Source organism: Muricoccus radiodurans (assembly GCF_050154705.1).
GTDB lineage: Bacteria > Pseudomonadota > Alphaproteobacteria > Acetobacterales > Acetobacteraceae > Roseomonas > Roseomonas radiodurans.
Map to the genome: position 1 here is coordinate 5298684 of NZ_CP189561.1, position 17278 is coordinate 5315961.

22 protein-coding genes are annotated in these 17278 nt (G+C 73.7%); 13 read left to right on the plus strand and 9 right to left on the minus strand.

Translation table 11 applies throughout. The features are described 5' to 3' along the window. Window positions 1–22: 22 nt before the first annotated feature. Complete coding sequence (locus ACP6CK_RS24650; protein WP_426955973.1) at window positions 23–637, minus strand: pyridoxamine 5'-phosphate oxidase family protein; 615 nt, start codon at window positions 635–637, stop codon at window positions 23–25. A 171-nt stretch (window positions 638–808) separates the two neighbouring features. On the opposite strand from ACP6CK_RS24650, the gene ACP6CK_RS24655 reads away from it, so the two are divergent. The 5 genes from ACP6CK_RS24655 to ACP6CK_RS24675 all read left to right on the plus strand — a co-directional run bounded on the left by ACP6CK_RS24655 (window position 809) and on the right by ACP6CK_RS24675 (window position 3714). Continuing rightward, window positions 809–1228, plus strand: coding sequence for a hypothetical protein (locus tag ACP6CK_RS24655; RefSeq protein ID WP_426955974.1), 420 nt, complete (start codon window positions 809–811; stop codon window positions 1226–1228). Window positions 1229–1294: 66 nt separating this feature from the next. Then, on the plus strand, window positions 1295–1720 hold the full coding sequence (locus tag ACP6CK_RS24660) for a cupin domain-containing protein (RefSeq protein ID WP_426955975.1): 426 nt from the start codon (window positions 1295–1297) through the stop codon (window positions 1718–1720). Window positions 1721–1727: 7 nt separating this feature from the next. Then, window positions 1728–2606 (plus strand): dihydrodipicolinate synthase family protein, encoded by an 879-nt coding sequence (locus tag ACP6CK_RS24665; RefSeq protein ID WP_426955976.1) that lies wholly within the window; start codon window positions 1728–1730, stop codon window positions 2604–2606. An 86-nt stretch (window positions 2607–2692) separates the two neighbouring features. Then, the gene (locus tag ACP6CK_RS24670) at window positions 2693–3163 is read left to right on the plus strand and encodes an RrF2 family transcriptional regulator (RefSeq protein ID WP_426955977.1); all 471 of its coding nucleotides are present in this window, start codon (window positions 2693–2695) and stop codon (window positions 3161–3163) included. 302 nt (window positions 3164–3465) lie between these two features. Beyond that, window positions 3466–3714, plus strand: a complete 249-nt coding sequence (locus tag ACP6CK_RS24675) for a phage baseplate assembly protein V (protein WP_426955978.1) — start codon at window positions 3466–3468, stop codon at window positions 3712–3714. A gap of 21 nt (window positions 3715–3735) precedes the next feature. Here the strand turns inward: ACP6CK_RS24675 and ACP6CK_RS24680 are convergent, their stop codons facing one another. After that, the gene (locus ACP6CK_RS24680) at window positions 3736–4518 is read right to left on the minus strand and encodes an enoyl-CoA hydratase/isomerase family protein (protein ID WP_426955979.1); all 783 of its coding nucleotides are present in this window, start codon (window positions 4516–4518) and stop codon (window positions 3736–3738) included. Between the two features lie 143 nt (window positions 4519–4661). Here ACP6CK_RS24680 and ACP6CK_RS24685 point away from each other — a divergent pair, with 143 nt between their 5' ends. The 4 genes from ACP6CK_RS24685 (at window position 4662) to ACP6CK_RS24700 (ending at window position 7057) form a co-directional block, all read left to right on the plus strand. Beyond that, on the plus strand, window positions 4662–5171 hold the full coding sequence (locus tag ACP6CK_RS24685) for a pyridoxamine 5'-phosphate oxidase family protein (RefSeq protein ID WP_426955980.1): 510 nt from the start codon (window positions 4662–4664) through the stop codon (window positions 5169–5171). A 75-nt stretch (window positions 5172–5246) separates the two neighbouring features. Further along, window positions 5247–5624, plus strand: a complete 378-nt coding sequence (locus ACP6CK_RS24690; RefSeq protein WP_426955981.1) for a hypothetical protein — start codon at window positions 5247–5249, stop codon at window positions 5622–5624. 53 nt (window positions 5625–5677) lie between these two features. After that, window positions 5678–6448 carry an SH3 domain-containing protein gene (locus ACP6CK_RS24695; protein ID WP_426955982.1) on the plus strand — a complete coding sequence of 257 codons (771 nt, stop codon included), beginning with the start codon at window positions 5678–5680 and terminating at the stop codon, window positions 6446–6448. Between the two features lie 45 nt (window positions 6449–6493). Beyond that, window positions 6494–7057, plus strand: coding sequence for a hypothetical protein (locus ACP6CK_RS24700; RefSeq protein WP_426955983.1), 564 nt, complete (start codon window positions 6494–6496; stop codon window positions 7055–7057). A 109-nt stretch (window positions 7058–7166) separates the two neighbouring features. Here the strand turns inward: ACP6CK_RS24700 and ACP6CK_RS24705 are convergent, their stop codons facing one another. Continuing rightward, on the minus strand, window positions 7167–7502 hold the full coding sequence (locus ACP6CK_RS24705) for a YMGG-like glycine zipper-containing protein (protein WP_426955984.1): 336 nt from the start codon (window positions 7500–7502) through the stop codon (window positions 7167–7169). A gap of 249 nt (window positions 7503–7751) precedes the next feature. Here ACP6CK_RS24705 and ACP6CK_RS24710 point away from each other — a divergent pair, with 249 nt between their 5' ends. Next, a complete protein-coding gene (locus ACP6CK_RS24710) occupies window positions 7752–8723 on the plus strand; it encodes a Bug family tripartite tricarboxylate transporter substrate binding protein (protein WP_426955985.1) in 972 nt (323 codons plus the stop codon). Between the two features lie 253 nt (window positions 8724–8976). Here the strand turns inward: ACP6CK_RS24710 and ACP6CK_RS24715 are convergent, their stop codons facing one another. Together ACP6CK_RS24715 and ACP6CK_RS24720 are read right to left on the minus strand one after the other, a co-directional pair. Beyond that, entirely contained in the window at window positions 8977–9186 is a 210-nt protein-coding gene (locus tag ACP6CK_RS24715; protein ID WP_426955986.1) for a hypothetical protein, read from the minus strand. Between the two features lie 105 nt (window positions 9187–9291). Further along, complete coding sequence (locus tag ACP6CK_RS24720; protein ID WP_426955987.1) at window positions 9292–10488, minus strand: MFS transporter; 1197 nt, start codon at window positions 10486–10488, stop codon at window positions 9292–9294. A gap of 234 nt (window positions 10489–10722) precedes the next feature. Between ACP6CK_RS24720 and ACP6CK_RS24725 the strand changes: the two genes are divergently transcribed. Genes ACP6CK_RS24725 through ACP6CK_RS24735 form a run of 3 tightly spaced genes read left to right on the plus strand, consistent with a single transcriptional unit; the run spans window position 10723 to window position 14058 of the window. After that, window positions 10723–11979, plus strand: a complete 1257-nt coding sequence (locus ACP6CK_RS24725; protein ID WP_426955988.1) for an aminopeptidase — start codon at window positions 10723–10725, stop codon at window positions 11977–11979. Between the two features lie 8 nt (window positions 11980–11987). Then, the gene (locus tag ACP6CK_RS24730) at window positions 11988–12416 is read left to right on the plus strand and encodes a thiol-disulfide oxidoreductase DCC family protein (RefSeq protein WP_426955989.1); all 429 of its coding nucleotides are present in this window, start codon (window positions 11988–11990) and stop codon (window positions 12414–12416) included. Between the two features lie 10 nt (window positions 12417–12426). After that, window positions 12427–14058 carry an SDR family oxidoreductase gene (locus ACP6CK_RS24735; RefSeq protein WP_426955990.1) on the plus strand — a complete coding sequence of 544 codons (1632 nt, stop codon included), beginning with the start codon at window positions 12427–12429 and terminating at the stop codon, window positions 14056–14058. A gap of 15 nt (window positions 14059–14073) precedes the next feature. Here ACP6CK_RS24735 and ACP6CK_RS24740 read toward each other — a convergent pair whose 3' ends face one another. The 4 genes from ACP6CK_RS24740 to ACP6CK_RS24755 all read right to left on the minus strand — a co-directional run bounded on the left by ACP6CK_RS24740 (window position 14074) and on the right by ACP6CK_RS24755 (window position 17216). Next, entirely contained in the window at window positions 14074–14301 is a 228-nt protein-coding gene (locus ACP6CK_RS24740) for a DUF4170 domain-containing protein (RefSeq protein WP_426955991.1), read from the minus strand. Between the two features lie 100 nt (window positions 14302–14401). After that, on the minus strand, window positions 14402–15475 hold the full coding sequence (locus ACP6CK_RS24745; RefSeq protein WP_426955992.1) for an NAD(P)/FAD-dependent oxidoreductase: 1074 nt from the start codon (window positions 15473–15475) through the stop codon (window positions 14402–14404). Beyond that, window positions 15472–16164, minus strand: a complete 693-nt coding sequence (locus ACP6CK_RS24750; protein ID WP_426955993.1) for a methyltransferase domain-containing protein — start codon at window positions 16162–16164, stop codon at window positions 15472–15474. The genes ACP6CK_RS24745 and ACP6CK_RS24750 overlap by 4 nt, the downstream gene beginning before the upstream one ends. Beyond that, window positions 16164–17216 (minus strand): type III polyketide synthase, encoded by a 1053-nt coding sequence (locus ACP6CK_RS24755; RefSeq protein ID WP_426955994.1) that lies wholly within the window; start codon window positions 17214–17216, stop codon window positions 16164–16166. The genes ACP6CK_RS24750 and ACP6CK_RS24755 overlap by 1 nt, the downstream gene beginning before the upstream one ends. Window positions 17217–17278: the final 62 nt, after the last annotated feature.

A 17278-nucleotide genomic window follows, 5' to 3' on the forward strand; every position in this document is an offset into this window, starting at 1 on the left:
CAACGGATTCACAATGAAATGGCTACCACATCGTCTCCCGCGCCCGCGCCGCCCAGCCGCGGTCATACGCCTCGCCGCCCACCCGCTCCTCGCTCAGCGACGCGAGGATCCGGCCCGGGGTCGGCAGCGCGCCGGCCGGGACCTGTGCCTCCGGCTCCCATAGCCGCGCGCGGATGATCGCGCGGGCGCATTGGAAATAGACGCTCTCCACCGCCACCACGATGACGCTGCGCGGCGCCTTGCCCTCGACCGAAAAGCTCTCCAGCAGCGCCTCGTCCACCGACAGGTGGGCGCGTCCATTCACCCGCAGCGCGTTGCCGTGGCCGGGGATGAGGAACATCAGCCCCACGCGCGAATCGCGCACGATGTTGCGCAGCGAATCCACCCGGTTGTTGCCGCGCCGGTCGGGCAGCAGCAGCGTGCGGTCGTCGGCGATCCGCACGAGCTCCCCCGGCCGGTCCCCGCGGGGCGAGCAGTCCAGTCCCTCCGGCCCCGAGGTCGCGAGCGCGAGGAAGGGCGAGACCTCGATCATCGCCCGGTACTCCGGGGTGATGCGCGGCACCTCCTTCACCGTGGAGGCGTCGTTCGGCACGCCGTAGAGCGCCTCCAGCGCCTCGATCGTGGTGATGCTGGACATGCCGCCGCTCCGGATCCGGGAAGCGGAGCGGTAGGACGGTCGTGACGGGCCGGCAAGCGGCGTGCGAGCCCCCGCCGGACGGATGAATTCCGCACCTGTCCGCACACCGTGCGACGCATGCGACAGAGATCCCGTTGAGCCCCCGTCCCGATCGGCGGCAGCCTCGCGTCCATGCGCCGCCTCGTCCTTCTCCTCCTGCCGCTTCTCCTCGCCCAGCCCGCCCTGGCGCAGCGGGAGGTGATGCGGGACGGAAGCGGCCGGATCGTCGGCACGGTGGACCGCAGCGGCAACCGGGAGGTGCTGCGCGACGGCAGCGGCCGCATCACCGGCACGCGGGACCGGAGCGGCACCGGCCAGGTGACGGTCCGCGACGGCTCCGGCCGCATCGTCGGCACGGAGAGCCGCGGCCCCTCCGGCGGCACCACGCTGCGGGACGGCAGCGGCCGCATCACCGGCAGCCGCAGCGACAATGGGCAGGGCACGGTCACCATCCGCGACGGCAGCGGCCGGATCGTGGGCACGGAGACCCGCAGCCCCTCCGGCGCCGTGACCATCCGGGACGGCAGCGGCCGCATCACCGGGACGCGCTGAGTCCCGCCATGCCCTAGGCAGCCCTTCCGGCCCCGGCCATCCTGCGCCGGTGACGAGGGAGCGCCCATGAACGAGACCATCCGCCTGGGCGGCCTGACGCTGCGCTTCCTCCAGAGCCGGGAGGGAACCGGCGGCAGCCTCGACCTCTTCGAGATGACCGTGTCGCCCGAGGGGCGGATGCCCGTCCCTCATTACCACGAGAGCTGGGACGAGGCGGTCTACGGCCTGACCGGCACGACCATCTGGCGCATCGCCGGCCGGGACGTGACGGTGGGACCGGGCGGCTCCGCCTTCATCGCCCGCGGCGTCGTGCACGGCTTCCGCAACGACGGCGGATCGCCCGCGACCTGCCTCTGCATCCTCAGCCCCGGCGCCCTCGGGCCGACCTACTTCCGCGAACTCGCGGCGTTGCTGGAGAGCGGCCCACCCGATCCCGCGAAGATGCGCGAGGTGATGCTCCGCCACGGCCTGATCCCCGCGCCGGAGGCCTGATCCGCGCATGTCCGGCTTCCACGGCGTCTATCCCTATCTCGTCTCCCCGATCGGCCCCGACGGCGCCGTGTTGGACGATGTGCTGGCGCGGCTGGTGGATCACCTGATCGCCGCCGGCGTGCACGGCCTCACGCCGCTCGGCAGCACGGGGGAGTTCGCTTATCTGAACGCGGCGCAGCGCCGTCGCATCATCGAGGTGGTGGTCGAGGCGGCGGCCGGCCGCGTGCCGGTCATCGCGGGCATCGCCGCGACCACCACAGCGGAAGCCGTGCGCCAGACGCGCGAGGCCGAGGCGCTCGGCGCCGACGGCATCCTCGCGATCATGGAAGCCTATTTCCCCGTGCCGGAGGCCGGCACCGTCGCCTATTTCACAGCGGTGGCCGACGCGACCGGCCTGCCCGTCGTGCTCTACACCAACCCGAACTTCCAGCGCTCCGACCTGTCGCTGCCCGCGCTCGAGACCCTCTCGCGCCATCCGCGCATCGGCTACGTGAAGGACGCCTCCACCAACACCGGCCGCCTGCTCTCGATCATCGAGCGGACGGAGGGCCGGATGAAGGTCTTCGCCGCCTCCGCCCATATCCCGGCGGCGGTGATGCTGATCGGCGGCGTCGGCTGGATGGCCGGCCCGGCCTGCGCGGTCCCGCGGGGGAGCGTGCGCCTCTATAACCTCTGCCGTGCGGGCGACTGGGCGGGCGCCATGGCGCTGCAGCGCCCGATGTGGCGGCTGAACGAGCTTTTCGCCCGCCACGCCCTGGCCGCCTGTATCAAAGGCGCGCTGCAGATCCAGGGCTTCGCGGTGGGCGATCCGCTGCCGCCTCAGCCTCCCCTCTCGGCCGAGGGGCGGCGGGAGGTCGAGGCGGCGCTGGCCGCCCTGGAACCCTGAGCGCGGATCCGCGACGCGGAGGAGATCAGGCACGCGATCGCGCGAAGGGCCTGGATTTCCACAGCGTTATGTTGTAATATTCACGAATGCCCGCACCCCCGAGACTTCTCCGCCAGGACCGCGCCCTGACCGCCATCGCCGTGCTGCTGGACGTGGCCTTCCACGCCGGCCGCGGCACCGGCGCCCACGCCGTTGCGGGCGGGGCGGAGGTCGCGGAGCGCCTCGGCGCGGCCCGCCGCGGCATCGAGCCGGTGTTCCAGGCCCTCTCCCGCGCCGGGCTGCTGGAGGGGGTGCGCGGCCCGCGCGGCGGCTACCGACTCGCCCGCCGGCCGCGCGACATCCGCCTCTCCGAGGCCGTGGCGGCGGTGGCCGAGGGTGCCGAGCCCTCCGACCTGGGCGGACCGCTTCACACCGGCGTCGTCGCTCCCCTCTGGGCCGAGCTGGATGCAGGCGTGGCGGAGCGCCTGGCGGGGCTCACCCTGGAGGACCTGCTCCGCCGCGCCGACAAGGCGGGGCTGAAGCGGCCTGCCGCGGAGCCCGTCAACTTCGCGATCTGACGGCCCGCCGGCCTTCCCATGGACGGGCGAGCCCTGGCCGGCAGCGCCCCTGCTGGACCGCGGGGCGTCGTCGTCCCGCGTTGCCGGGCGGGGCGCCGACGGCCGGCTCCTGCGCGACCGACCTCCGTCCATGGATCGGGGCCAGGATGGCCGGTCGTGTTTCGTGGTGCGCGTCGTGCAACGCGGCGGGCGACGCTGCGTCAACACCATGGGCGAGGACGGCCCGGCTTCTCCCGTGCGCCCGGGCTGCCGCCCTGTGCGGCGGACCCCGTCGTCCGCCCCGACAAGAGGGCCTCCGGCGCATGACGCAGTTCCATGGACTCTACCGGGCGACGGTGACGGGCACGGCCGATCCCATGAAGCAGGGGCGCGTGCAGGTGACGGTTCCCGACACCGGGACGGCCGGGGAATGGGCGCTGCCCTGCCGCACGCCGGGCTCGGTCATCGCGGGACGGCGTTTCATGGACCGGGTCCCGACCATGGGCGCGACGGTCTGGGTGATGTTCGAGGCCGGCGACCCGGCCCGGCCGGTCTGGCTCGGCATTCTGTAGAGCGGGCCGCTCTCCCGCGGGTCAGGCCCCGCGGAACACCGGCCTCCGGCGGGCGAGGAAGGCCGAGACCGCCTCGGCGAAGTCCGCGCTCCGGGGAAACTCCTCCAGCTCGGCCCGGTGGGCCGCGGTCAGCGGCAGCGGCCCGCGAAGGGCCCGCAGTGCCCTCTTGTGGTAGCGATTGGCCAGCGGCGCGCCCTCCGCGATCCGCCCGGCCAGCGCCTCCGCCGCCGCGACCACCGCCTCGTCCGGCACCAGGCGGGTCAGCAGGCCGCGCTCCAGCGCCTCCTCCCCGCTGTAGGTCCGGCCCTCCACCAGCATCTCCATCGCCACCGCCTCGCCGGCGATGCGGAGCAGGGGGTCCAGCCCCTCATGCGGGTAGTAGAGGTTGAGCATCCGGGCCGGGATGCCCAGCCGCGTGCCGGGGCCACCGACGCGGAAGTCGCACATCAGCGCGAGCCCGCAGCCCCCGCCCATGGCCCAGCCCCGCACCGCCGCGACCACCGGATGGGCACAGCGCTCGATCGAGAGGAAGGCGGCGACGAGCGCGTCGTTGTAGGCACGCTCCCGCTCGGGCGTGCCGCGCTCCTCCGCGAAGGCGGCGACGTCGGCCCCGGCGGAGAAGGCCACGTCGCCCGCCCCGCGCAGGATCACGCAGCGCAGCGACGCATCGGCCGAGAGCCTGGCGAACAGCGTCGCCAGCCCGCGCCACATCGGCAGGGTGAGGGCGTTGCGCTTCGCCGCGCGCGCGATCGTGACGGTTGCGATCCCGCTACGGGAATCCAGTTGCAGGTCCGGATGGCTCATGGGAGCCGCAGCCTGGGACGGTGCTCCCAGGCGGGCAACCCCTCCCATCCCCCGTCGTTCATGGCGGGACCCGGGCCGGCCGAGCGGCATGGCCCCGGCAGCATCCCGGGCGCGATCCGCGCCAGAACGGAACGGAGGCCCGCATGGCTGAGGCGAAGAGCGAGCACGAGCAGCGCGAGAAGGTTCGCGAGCTGATCAAGGACGTGCAGACCTGCGTGCTGGTGACCCATGGAGACGGCCAGAAGCTGCGCGGCCGCCCGATGGTCGCGGCCGGCCAGGACCCGGACGGGAAGACGCTGTGGTTCTTCTCCCGCTCCGGCACGGAGAAGACGCAGGAGATCGCGCTGAACGACCGCGTCCTGCTCTCCTACAGCGATCCCTCCAGCCAGAACTACGTCTCCATCTCCGGCATCGCCCGCGTGGTGAAGGATGTGGAGAAGCAGAAGGCGCTGTGGAACGAGTACATGAAGACCTGGTTCCCGAAGGGCGCGGAAGACCCCACCATCATCCTGATCGCCGTGGAGATGACCGGCGCGGAGTACTGGGACAGCCCCTCCTCCACGCTGCTGCACGCCTATGGCTACGTGAAGGCCGTCGTGACGGGCGAGCCGCCGAAGGGCGGCGAGAACGAGCGCGTTTCTTTCAAGGCCTGAATGCGCCGCGCGGGGTCGCCGGGAGGGCGGCTCCGCGCGATGATGCCGCCGGTTCCACCCGGATGACCCGTAGGCATGAGCACCATCCCGATCGGCCTGATGCTGCGGAGCGCCGGGCATCAGGCCGCGCATGACGCGCTGACCCTGGCCACCGGCGCCGCCGCCATCGGGCGGCCCGCCGTGATCTTCGCGACCCATGGCGGCCTCGCCCTCTTTCGTCCCGAGGCGCCGCTGCTGGACGAGCCGCGCGAGCGCCTGCTGGAGGATCGGGGCGTTGCCGGGATCGGCACGCTCCTCGACGCCGCGCGCGAGCTGGGCGTCCGGCTGATCGCCTGCGATGCCGGATTGCGGGCCGAGGCGCTGGACGCCGCGGCCCTGGGCCCCGGGATCGAGGTGGCGGGCGTCGTGACCTTCCTCGAGGCGGTCGGCCCCGGCCAGATTCTCCCGCTGTGACGCGCGCTGGCGGCTTGACCCGGGGCGCCCGTTTTGCGCGTGATCCGGCACCCATGCTTCGTCCCGCTGTCCTCTTGCTCCCGCTGCTGATCCTCGCCGCGGCCCTGCCCGACGGGGCCCGCGGCCAGACGGCCGCGCCATCCCCGCCGGCCCCGCGCGCGGCGCCCGCTCCGGCCCCCGCGGCCGGCGCCGCGCAGGGCGGCAGCCCGCGGCGACCCGCCAATGCCACAGCGGCCGCGCAGGGCCGCGGGACCCAGGCCCGGCAGAACCGGGGCCGCCAGGGCCGTCGCGCCGCCGGCGCCGCCGCGGCCGGGGTGGCGGCGGGCGCCGCCGCCGGGGCGGCGGCCGCCGCGGTCGCGCCCGCCCCAGCCCCAGAACCGCCGCCGCCCACCACAGGTCAGGTCACCGGCCTGCCCCTGCCGCGCTTCGCCGCGCTGCGGGCGGACGAGGTGAACATGCGGGCCGGCCCTGGCACCCGCTATCCCATCGAGTGGACCTATCAGCGCAAGGACCTGCCCGTGCAGATCGTGCGGGAGTTCGAGCTCTGGCGCCGCATCCGCGACATGGAGGGCACCGAGGGCTGGGTGCACCAGTCCAACCTCACGGGCCGCCGCAACTTCGTCGTGGCCGGGGAGGAACGCGTCCTCCGCCGCCGCGCCGAGGACAACGCCAACCCCGTGGCGCGCCTTCGCCCCGGCGTGATCGGCCGCATCCGCCTCTGCACCGCCGGCCAGACCTGGTGCGAGGTGCAGGTGGGCGAGCACCGCGGCTATCTCCGCCGCAGCGAGATGTTCGGCGTGATCGGGGACGAGGAGATCCGCTAGCCCCCCTCGCGCGTTCAGCCGGGGTTACGCGCCCGAAGGACGCCTATGACGAGAGCCTCAACGGCCGCCGCGCTGATCGCGGTGCTCGCCCTGCTGCTGCCCCCGCCCGCGGGTGCCGAGACCTTCCAGGACGCCGCCACCGGCCTGACCGTCGACTTGCCGGAGGGCTTCCGCGCCACCCGCGGCGAGCGCCCGGGCTACGACGTGGTGATCGGCCTGAACTCCGATGCCCCGCGCCGCCGGATCGGGACCAGCGCGGATCTCTGCCAGCTGGCCTATGCGCACGCCCCGCAGAACGCGTCCCTCTCACAGGCGCAGATCAACGAGATTTCCGCCGCGCCGGACCGGCTGGCCCTGATCCGCACCCAGATGGAGCGCGGCTTCGAGGTCGCCTCGATCCAGCCCGTGCCCTGGGGGGCCGCCACCGGCACGGAGGTCACCGGCACGCCGAGGGTGGGGCCGGACGCCCCCGATGCGCGCGTCATGCTCTCCATCGCCGAGACGCCGCGCGGCCGCGTGGTGCTGAGCTGCGCCGCCCACGCCGCGGACACGCCCGCGCTCTATGAGGTGTTCCGGACCTTGCGCGCCGCGGTGAAGCCGCCGGCCTGACCGCCTTCGCCTCCGGGATGACGCCGGCGGCCGGCACACCTGCCGGCCCCGGGAAAACGGCCAGGGCTGCCCTGCATCGCCGCCCGCCGGGGCGGGCGGCGCGCGCCCGTCAGTAGCGGTAGTAGACGGGCGGCGGGTAATAGGCCGGCGGCGGCGGGGCGGCGTAGTAGCCCGGCGGCGGCGGGTAGCCGTAGGCATAGGCCGGCGGCGGAGCCACCGGCGTGGTGGCCGCGCCCGTCACGGCGCCCACCGCACCGCCGGTCAGGGCCCCGATGGCCGCGCCCCGGCCACCGCCGACGGCGCCGCCGATGAGGGCCCCGGAGCCCGCGCCGATCGCGGCGCCGCCCAAGGCGCGCTGCCCCGGATCATAGGGGTTGGTGCAGGCGCTGAGCCCGCAGGCCAGGACCGCGACGGCGGCCAGGCAGGTCTTCGACGAACGGCTCACTTCCGATCTCCCCTTCAGGCGGATCGCCGCCGGGCCCGTGTGCCCCGCAGGCGTGGATCTGCGAACAACCAAGTCACGCGGCAGGGATAACGCGCCTGCCGTCCCCTCGTGCGCAAAGAAGGCTGCACGGCGAGCTTGGCGACATCAAGGCAGGCGGGCCCGAATCCGGCCTCCGGCCTTGCCCGCGCAGGCTTGCTGCCCCCTCGGCCCCGCCGCATCCTCCGCGCCCTTCCAGGGGAGCGAAACGGGATGGTCGGTCAGGGGTTCGGGCGGCGATGGCTGCTGGGCGCATCGGCGGCGGCGCTGGCCGGGGCGGGCGGGGCCCGGGCCCAGTCCGGCACGCCGCTCCGCCTCGTCGTCGGCTTCCCGGCGGGAACCACCCCGGACACCCTCGCCCGGCTCTACGGGGCGGCCATGACGGGCCCCCTCGGCCAGCCCGTGGTGGTGGACAACCGGGTCGGCGCCGGCGGCCTCCTGGCCGCCGAACAGGTGGCCCGCGGCCCGGCGGACGGGAACACCCTCTTCGTCGGCGGCAACGGCCCGATCTCCATCAATCGCCACCTGACGGACCGCCTGCCCTTCGACCCCGACCGCGACTTCCGCGCCGTCGCCTTCCTCGGCGTCTCGCAGCAGGTGCTGGTGGTCCGGCCGGGGCTGGCCACGGACCTCGCCGGCTTCCTGGCCCATGCGCGCGGGAACGAGGTGAACTACGGCTCCGTCGGCGCCGGCTCCGGCGGCCATCTGCTGATGGCCGGCCTCGTGCAGCAGACCGGGATCAAGGGCCAGCACGTCCCCTATCGCGGTGCCCCTCAGGCCCTGGTCGAGATCGCCTCCGGCCGCCTGGACTGCATGGCCGCGGCCCTCGGCTCCGCCCTGCCCCTGATCCGGGAGGGCAAGGTGATCGCCCTGGCCGTCACCGGCCCGCAGCGCGACCCCCTGATCCCCGAGGTGCCGAGCTTCGAGCAGGCGGGCGTCCCCGGCTTCGCCCTGCCGGTCTGGAACGGCCTCTTCGCCCCGCGCGCGACGCCGGATGCCGCCGTGGCCCGCATCGCCGCCGCCGCCGAGGCCGCCCAGCGCGACGAGACGGTCCGCCGCGGCGTCGAGGCGGCCGGCTTCTCCGTCCAGGCGCTGGACCCCGCCGGGATCGGCCGCTTCATCGCGGCGGAGAGTGCCCGGTGGGGGGAGATCGCGCGGGCGACGGGCGTGCGGCTGGCCGACTGAGGACCGGCGGGGAGGGCGGGGTCAGTCCGCCCCCCCGGGGCCTCCCCGGCCGGGCGGTTCCTGCGATCCGCGAATTCCGCCGCCCGGATGCGTCCGTTCCTTCTGTGGCGAATGACGGGCCTTCGGGCCGAGCGGGTTGACGGGCACGCGCGCGACACGGTCGAGCAGGCGCCGGCTCTCCTCCACCAGCCGCCGCGATTCCGCGATCGTGCGCTGGATGGACCTGTCCGGAGAATGCCCCACGGCCGCGGCCCTAGCCGATCGCCGCCACGTCCTCCCGCAACTCGCGCTGCGCCGCCTCATAGGCGTCCTGCGCACCGGGGAAACCGCGGTCGCTCTCGGCGACGGTCCGCTCGTCGAGGGTCAGCCGCCACCGCCATCGCTCGCGGGAAGACGAGCCGCTTCGTTCCACGACGATCTGGTGGGCGCGCAGCGGTGTCTCGGGGCTGGGGCGAGCAACCATGCCTGCCCTGCTACCAAGGGTTGGCCCGACGAACATTAATCGAAGTTAGGACGGGCTGGATTTCAGAACGGGAGCGTGAACCCCGCCCGCCGCTCCAGCCCGTCTTCAGGCGCCGGGCTTCGCCCGCGTCTCGATCTTCGGCAGGAAGATCGTGAGCATCCCCAGCAGCGGCAGGAAGGCGCAGATCCGGTAGACGGCGGCGATCCCGACATGGTCCGCCAGCTCCCCCAGCGCCGCGGCGCCCAACCCGCCCAGCCCGAAGGAGAAGCCGAAGAACAGCCCCGCCACCAGCCCGACCCGCCCGGGCATCAGCTCCTGCCCGTAGACGAGGATGGCGGAGAAGGCGGAGGCCATGATGAAGGCGACGCACATGCTGAGCACCACCGTTGCCTCCAGCCCGACATAGGGCAGCGCGAGCGAGAAGGGCAGCGCGCCGAGGATGGAGAACCACATCACCGGGATGCGCCCGAACCGGTCCCCCACCGCGCCGCCGACGAGCGCGCCCATCACCCCGGCCCCGCCGAAGAGGAAGAGCAGCGTCTGCGCCGTCTGCACCGACACGTGGAAGGTCTGGATAAGGTAGAAGGTGTAGTAGGAGGAGAAGGAAGCCGTGTAGACGTTCTTCGAGAACATCAGCGCCACCAGCACCGACATCGCCATCAGCACCTTCCGGCGCGGCAGCGGCGGCAGGGCGGCATCCCCGGCGCGCTTCTTCGGCTTCGCCCGGTGCAGGTTGCGCGCATACCATCCGCCCACCTGGAACAGCACGACCATCCCGACCAGCGCGGCGGCCGAGAAGAAGATGACGCTCCACTGCCCCCGCGGCGCGACGATGAAGGCCGCCAGGAGCGGCCCGATCGCGCCGCCGAAATTGCCGCCCACCTGGAACAGCGACTGCGCCAGCCCGTAGCGCCCGCCCGAGGCCATCCGCGCCACCCGGGAGGATTCCGGGTGGAACACCGAGGACCCGATCCCCACCAGCGCCGCCGCGAGGAGGATGACGGGATAGCTCCAGGCCTGGGACAGCAGCACCAGCCCCAGCAGCGTGGACCCCATCCCCGCCGGCAGGGAGTAGGGCAGGGGGTGCTTGTCCGTGTAGATCCCCACCAGCGGCTGCAGCAGCGACGCCGTGCACTGGAAGGCCATGGTGATCAGCCCGACCTGCCCGAAGTCCAGCCCGTGCGTCGCCTTCAGGATGGGGTAGAGGGCCGGGACCAGCGACTGGATCATGTCGTTGACCAGGTGGCTGAACGACAGGGCCAGCAGCACCGCGAAGGCGGTCCCCTGAGCCGCCGCGCTCACCGGCGCCGCGTTCGACGAGCTAGGAGGCGCCGTTCCCGGCGCCGCCGTGACCCCCTGTGCGATGGGATCCGGCCCGGCATCCGGGGCAAGCGCCGTCTGACTCATGGGGTGCGGGGTCTCTCCCTGGATGTGACGGGATTATGACCCTTGGGGGAGGGGGCGCAACCGCCCGGCCTTGCCCTCGGCCATCACGCTCCCGATCCTTGGGGCCCGGACTTGGAATTAGGACCCCTCATGGACACGCTGCCGCCCCGCGCCGACGTCACCCTGACCCCGGAGGCCCGCCTGGACCGCCTGGCGGAGCTGGCGGTGCGGACCGGGCTGGGCCTCGCCCCGGGGCAGGAGCTGGTGATGACGGCCCCGATCGAGGCGGTCGCCCTGTCCCGCAAGATCACGGAGCACGCCTACAAGGCCGGCGCTTCCCTCGTGACGACGATCTTCTCCGACGAGCAGTCCGGGCTGCTCCGCTACCAGCACGCCCGGGACGATGCCTTCGACATCGCGCCGGGCTGGCTGTTCGAGGGCATGGCCCAGGCCTTCCGCGGCAACGCCGCCCGGCTGGCCATCGTGGGGGAGGACCCGGCCCTGCTGTCCGGCCAGGACCCGGACAAGGTGGCCCGCGCCAACCGCGCCCGCTCCCGCGCCTACCGGCCCGCGCTCGACCTGATCGTGGATTCCGCGATCAACTGGACCCTCGTCCCCTTCGCCCATCCCGCCTGGGCCCGCGCGGTCTTCCCCGGCGAGACGGAGGAGGCGGCCGTCGCGAAGCTGTGGGACGCGATCTACGCCACCACCCGCGTGGACACGCCGGACCCGGTCGCCGCCTGGGTGGCGCACAACGCGCGGCTCGATGAGCGCCGGGGGATGCTGAACGCGCAGCGCTTCCACAGCCTGCGCTTCCGCGGGCCGGGCACGGACCTCGTCGTCGGGCTGGCGGACGACCACGCCTGGATGGGCGGCGCGAGCAAGGCGAAGAATGGCCTCTACGGCAACCCGAACATCCCGACGGAGGAGGTCTTCACCACCCCGCACAAGGACCGCACGGAGGGCGTGGTCACCGCGACCAAGCCGCTGTCCTACCAGGGCACGCTGATCGAGGGCATCCGCGTCCGCTTCGCCGGCGGCCGCATCGTGGAGGCCCAGGCCACGCGCGGGCAGACGGTATTGGAGAAGATGATCGGCACCGACGAGGGCGCGCGGATGCTCGGCGAGGTCGCGCTCGTCCCGGCGTCGAACCCCATCGCGCGCAGCGGCATCCTCTTCCTGAACACGCTGTTCGACGAGAACGCGGCGAGCCACATCGCGCTCGGCCAGGCCTACAGCAAGTGCTTCACGCGCAATTTCAGCGAGGACGAGGTGGTGGCGCGCGGGGCCAATCGCAGCCTCATCCACGTGGACTGGATGATCGGCTCGCCGGAGGTCGAGGTGGACGGGCTCGACGCCGCCGGCAAGGCCACGGCGGTCATGCGCGGCGGCGAGTGGGTGGCCTAGCCCACACCATGTCCTGGGCCCCACGCCCGGCGCCGGACATGCCGGAGGGCGTGGTGCTCTACGATGCCGTCTGCATCCTCTGCGCCTGGTGGTTCCGCTTCGTCGTCCGGCGGGACCCCGGGGCGCGCTTCCGTTTCGCGCCCGTCCACCACGGCCCCGGCCGCGAGCTGGCCGAGCGCCTGGGCATCGACCCCGACGAGCCGGAGACGAATGCGGTGGTGATCGGCGGCGTCGCCTACATGAAGTCCGACGCGGCGCTGATGATTCTGTCGTCCCTGCCGGGCTGGGGATGGACGCGCGCGCTGCGGATCGTCCCGCGGTGGCTGCGGGACCCGCTCTACGACCGCGTGGCGCGCAACCGCTACCGCGTCTTCGGCAAGATGGACGCCTGCCCGCTGCCCGACCCCGCGCTGCGACGGCACCTGCTGCCAGGATGAGCGGCCGGGCGTGACGCGTACCGTCCTGGTCTTCGGCGGCCTCGGCGTCTTCGGCCGCCACCTCGTGGACGGGTTGGTGCGAAGCACCGACTGGCGCGTGATCGTCGCCTCCCGCCGCGACGCGGCGCTGCCGCCGGACTGGCCCGCCGACCGCGTCTCCCATCGCCGCCTGGATGCCGCGCGCGCCACGTCGGACGATCTCCGCGCCACCGGCGCCTTCGCCGTGGTGGACGCGGCCGGTCCCTTCCAGGCGGGCGGCTACGGACTTCCCCGCGCCTGCATCGCCGCGCGCCTGCACTACCTCGACCTGGCCGACGCGCGCGACTTCGTCGCCGGCTTCGGCGCCCTGGACGCCGAGGCCCGCGCGGCCGGGATCGTCGCCCTGACCGGCGTGAGTTCCACCCCGGCCCTGTCCCACGCCGCGCTGGACCGGCTGACGCAGGGTTGGCAGCAGGTCGATACGGTGGAGATCGCCATCGCCCCCGGCAATCAGGCCCCGCGCGGGCTGTCGGTCATCCGCGCCATCCTCTCCTACGCCGGGCGCCCCGTGCGGGTCTGGCTGGACGGCCGCTGGACGGAGCGTCCGGGCTGGGGCCTGACCGTCAGGCGGGAGATCCCCGGCCTCGGCCGCCGCTGGCTCTCCCTCTGCGAGACGCCGGACCTCGACCTCGTGCCCGTGCGATTTCATCCGCGGCGCGCGGCGCTGTTCCGGGCGGGCCTGGAGCTCTCCTTCCTGCATCTCGGCCTCGCGGCACTCAGCCTGTCGGTGCGCGCGGGCTGGCCGCGCTCCCTCCTGCCCTTCGCGGGCGCCTTCCGCCGGGCGGCCGACGCGGTGGCCGGGCTAGGCTCCGCGCGTGGCGGCATGATCGTCGAGGCCCACGGCCTGGACACGGACGGCAATCCGGCCGAGGCCCGCTGGGTCCTGCTGGCGGAGGGCGGCGACGGCCCGAAGATCCCGACCGTCGCCACGCTGGCCGCCCTGCGCGCGCTGTCCGACGGACGCCTTCCCGCTGGCGCCGGTCCCTGCGTCGGCCTCCTGCCGCTGGACGCGATCGAGGCCGAGTTGCCCCACCCGAACGTCACCACGTGCGTGGTGCACAGAAATCGAGCCCCGCTCTTCGCGCGCGCCCTTGGCTCCTCCGTGGCGGCCATGCCGGCGGCGGTGCAGCGGCTTCACGAGCCGGGCTGGTGGCTGGCCGCGGCCGGGCGTGCGCGGGTGGATGGTCCCACCACGCGCCTCGCCGGCCTCGTCGCCCGCCTCTTCGGCTTCCCGCCGGCCTCGGACGACACACCGGTGCGCGTGACCATCGCGGCGACGGACATCGGGGAGCACTGGGTCCGCGACTTCGGCGGCCGCCGCTTCGAGAGCCGCCTGCGTCCCGGCATGGAGGGCGGCCTGCGAGAGCGCTTCGGCCCCTTCACCTTCGACCTGGACGTGCCCTGCGACGCGTCGGGGCTGCGGATGGCCGTGCGCGGCTGGCGGCTGGGGCCGATCCCCCTGCCGCGCATGCTGGCGCCCGTGTCGGACGCCTCGGAGACGGTGGATGCCGAGGGCCGCTTCCGCTTCGACGTGACGATCGGCCTGCCGCTCGGCCTCGGGCGGATGGTGCGCTACCGCGGTTGGCTCGTGCCCGGGGCATGAGCGCCGGGGCGGCGATCAGCCCTTGCCGCCCGGCCGGTCCACGGTGATGACAAACAGCCGGTGGTTCGCGATGTCGATGTTGCGGCGCGCCTTCTCGTTCCACACGCGCTCGGCCGTCGGACCGTCATGGAAGGGGCCGTAGCACTCCTCGGTGTTCGGCTCGAGATTCGTCCAGGTTCCGTCGGTGAAGACCCCGCCCCAGACGAAGTAAAGCTTGGGGGAGGTGAGCTGGCTCTCGGGCATCGTCGGTCCTGCTGCGGTGCGGCATCAGAGATAGCGGCGCGATCGCCATTCCCCAACCAGGGCCGGAGAACGTCATCGGCGTGCCAGAGGTTCCCGAAGGTCAGGCTGCCACTCGCGTTCGGCGCGCGACGAGGGCGGGCAAGGCAGGAAGCCTCGCCCCCAGCGCCAGCAATCCCGGCGCGTGTCGCAAGACACCTCCCACCACGGCGGCCCAGCCCATCGGGCGCCGGGCGCGCCCGGCCCAGGCGGCGTGGAACCGATCTGCGCCCTGCCCGGCCAGGATGGCGGCGGCGGCGGCCAGCCCGCCATGCAGGGCCATCGCCATGCCGTCCCCGGTGAAAGAGGGAACGACGGCAGCCTGATCGCCCACGCGGTACAGGCCCGGTGGATCCCCCGGCTCCGGCCGGTGCAGGAATCCGTAGGGAACGCCGGCCACGGCCAGCGGCCGGTCCCAGTCCGGCTGTGCGCCCGCCAGCAACCGGGCTGCGAGGGCAGAACCACCCGCCACCCGCGCCAGGAAGGCGTCGGGCCCCCGCGCAGCGGGGCCGGGATCGCCCCAGAGCGCCGCGCAGAGGTTTGCCCCGCCGACCGTCGGCTGCAGCCCGGCATAACCACCCAAGAAGGGCAGCAGGGCGACCGCGCCGCCCGTCTCCAGCCCGGGCAGGTGGAGCTTCAGGCCCGTGGCCGTGCCGCGCCCGTGCCGCCGCGGATGCCCGCGCAACCCGTGCTTGCCCGTGGCGAGGACGAGAGCCGGCGCCGTGACGACGGCGCCGTCCCGCAACCGGACGCGCCAGCGATCCTCAGCCCGATCGGCGGACACCGCGGCGCCGTGCCGCAGCACCGCCCCGGACGAGACGGCCGCAGCCTGTAGAGCGCTGTCCAGCAGCCGGCGCGGCAACCCCCAGGCCGAAAAGGGCAGGGGAGCCGCCGCGTTCCGCCGTCCCGCCGCCACCCGGACGGACCGGATCGGCACCGCGCCCAGCGCCGGCAGGTCCAGCCCCAGCCGCGCCAGCGCCGCCGCCGCGTCGGGCCCCAGGAATTCGCCGCAGACGCTCTCGCGGGGCGTTACCTCTCGCTCCAGCAGGATCACGCGCCGTCCGCCGCGCGCCAGCGCCGTCGCCGCCGCGCACCCCGCCGGCCCGGCCCCGACGACGAGGACCTCCGCGTCGCTCATCCCGCGTCGCGGATGGCAGAGACGGTCCAGCGGAAGGGCAGGGCCCAGCGAACCTCTGCCCGCACCCCGGCCTTCGCCAGCACTCTTTCCCAGTCCGCACGCACGAAGCCGCGGGCGATGGAGACGGTGCTGTCGTGAATGACCATCGGGTCCATCCGGAAGAGCCGCACCCCCGCCCAGACCGCCGCCCAGGGAATGGGATGGCGGTGCAGGTCGCAGATCATCCAGCCCCGCTCCGCCCGCGCCTCCAGCCAGCGCAGGAAGCGCACGAGCACCGGGTCGGGCAGGTGATGCGCGAAGAGGGAACAGATCACCGCATCGAAGCGCCTGGCGGGATCGAGATCGAACAGGTCCTGCGTGATCCACTCCGCCGGCGTGCCCGCCGCCTGCGCGAAGCTGGCGGACCAGGGCGAGCGGTCCAGCCCCGTCAGCCGCACCCTCACGCCCCGCCGCGCCGCCCAGCGGTGCACGGCCCGCAGCATGTCGCCGCCCCCCGCGCCGACATCCAGCACCGAGAGTTCTGTCGCCCCCGTCTCCCGCACCAGCCGGTCCAGCCACTGAAGCGTGGGACGATAGGCGAGGGTGATCCTGTTGATCCGCTCCAGGTCGCGCAACGCGCCGCGGAAGGCGGGCTCGGTCGCGTCGGCCTCGTCCATCCACTCGTCGGCGGTGGAGCGGGCGTTCAGCATCAGACCGCCGTGAACCGCATCGTCTCGGCGGAGAGGCCCGGCCCGAAGGCGAGCGCCAGCCCGCGCTGCCCCGCCCTCGCGCGCCCCATCATCTCCCGCAGCACGAACATCACCGTCGCGGAGGACATGTTGCCGTTCTCCCGCAGCACCGCGCGGGAGGTGGCGAGCGCGTCGGGCGGGATGTCCAGCCCGTGCATCACCGCGTCCACCACGCTGCGCCCGCCGGGATGCACGGCCCAGAGCTCCACCTGCTCCCGCTCCGTCCCCGCCAGGATCGCGTCCGCATGGTCCGGCAGCGCCCGCGCGAGGGTCAGCGGCACCATGCCCGACAGCGTCATGTCGAAGCCGGCATCGCCGATGTGCCACATGATCTGCTCCCGCGCCTCGGGCAGCAGGGCCGCGTGGAACCCGTCCATCCGCAACCCCTCCTCCTCCGCGCTCACGATCGCTGCGGAGCAGCCATCGGCGAAGAGAAGGAAGCACAGAAGCTGCTCCACCTCCGCGCTCGGCTGCAAGTGAAGGCTGCACAGCTCCAGGTTCACCACCAGCACGCGCGCGTCGGGATCGGAGCGCACAGCATGGCGCGCGAGCTTCAGCGCGTTGATCGCGGCCTGGCAGCCCATGAAGCCGACGACGGTGCGCTCCACCGCGCCGGGCAGGCCGTAGCGGTCGATGATCCAGTGATCCAGGCCGGGCGCCGCGAAGCCCGTGCAGCTTGCCAGGATCAGATGGGTGATCGCGCCGCCGTCGAAGTCCAGCGCATCGAGCGCGCGCGCCGCCAGCGTCGGCGCCTCCGCCTCGTAGCGCGCCATGCGCGTCGCCGTGGAGGGAAAGTGATCCAGCCGGTAGAAGCCGCAGGCCGTCCCCGTGCCGTCCGCCAGCGGCTCCAGCACGGACCAGCGATGCCGGATCTGGGACTTCTCCGCCAGCCGGCCGAAGGCCTGCATCGTTCGGGGCTCGGTGATCTGGTGCCCGGCGAAGAGGCGGAAGGCCTCGTGCACCTCGTGCGGGGGCACGGCGGTGCTGATGCGGTTGATGTAGGCTTCGGGCATGTATCGGTTCAGGTGGGGCTCCGCGGCGGTGCAGCAAGGGCGGCCACCCCAGCCTCATCGAT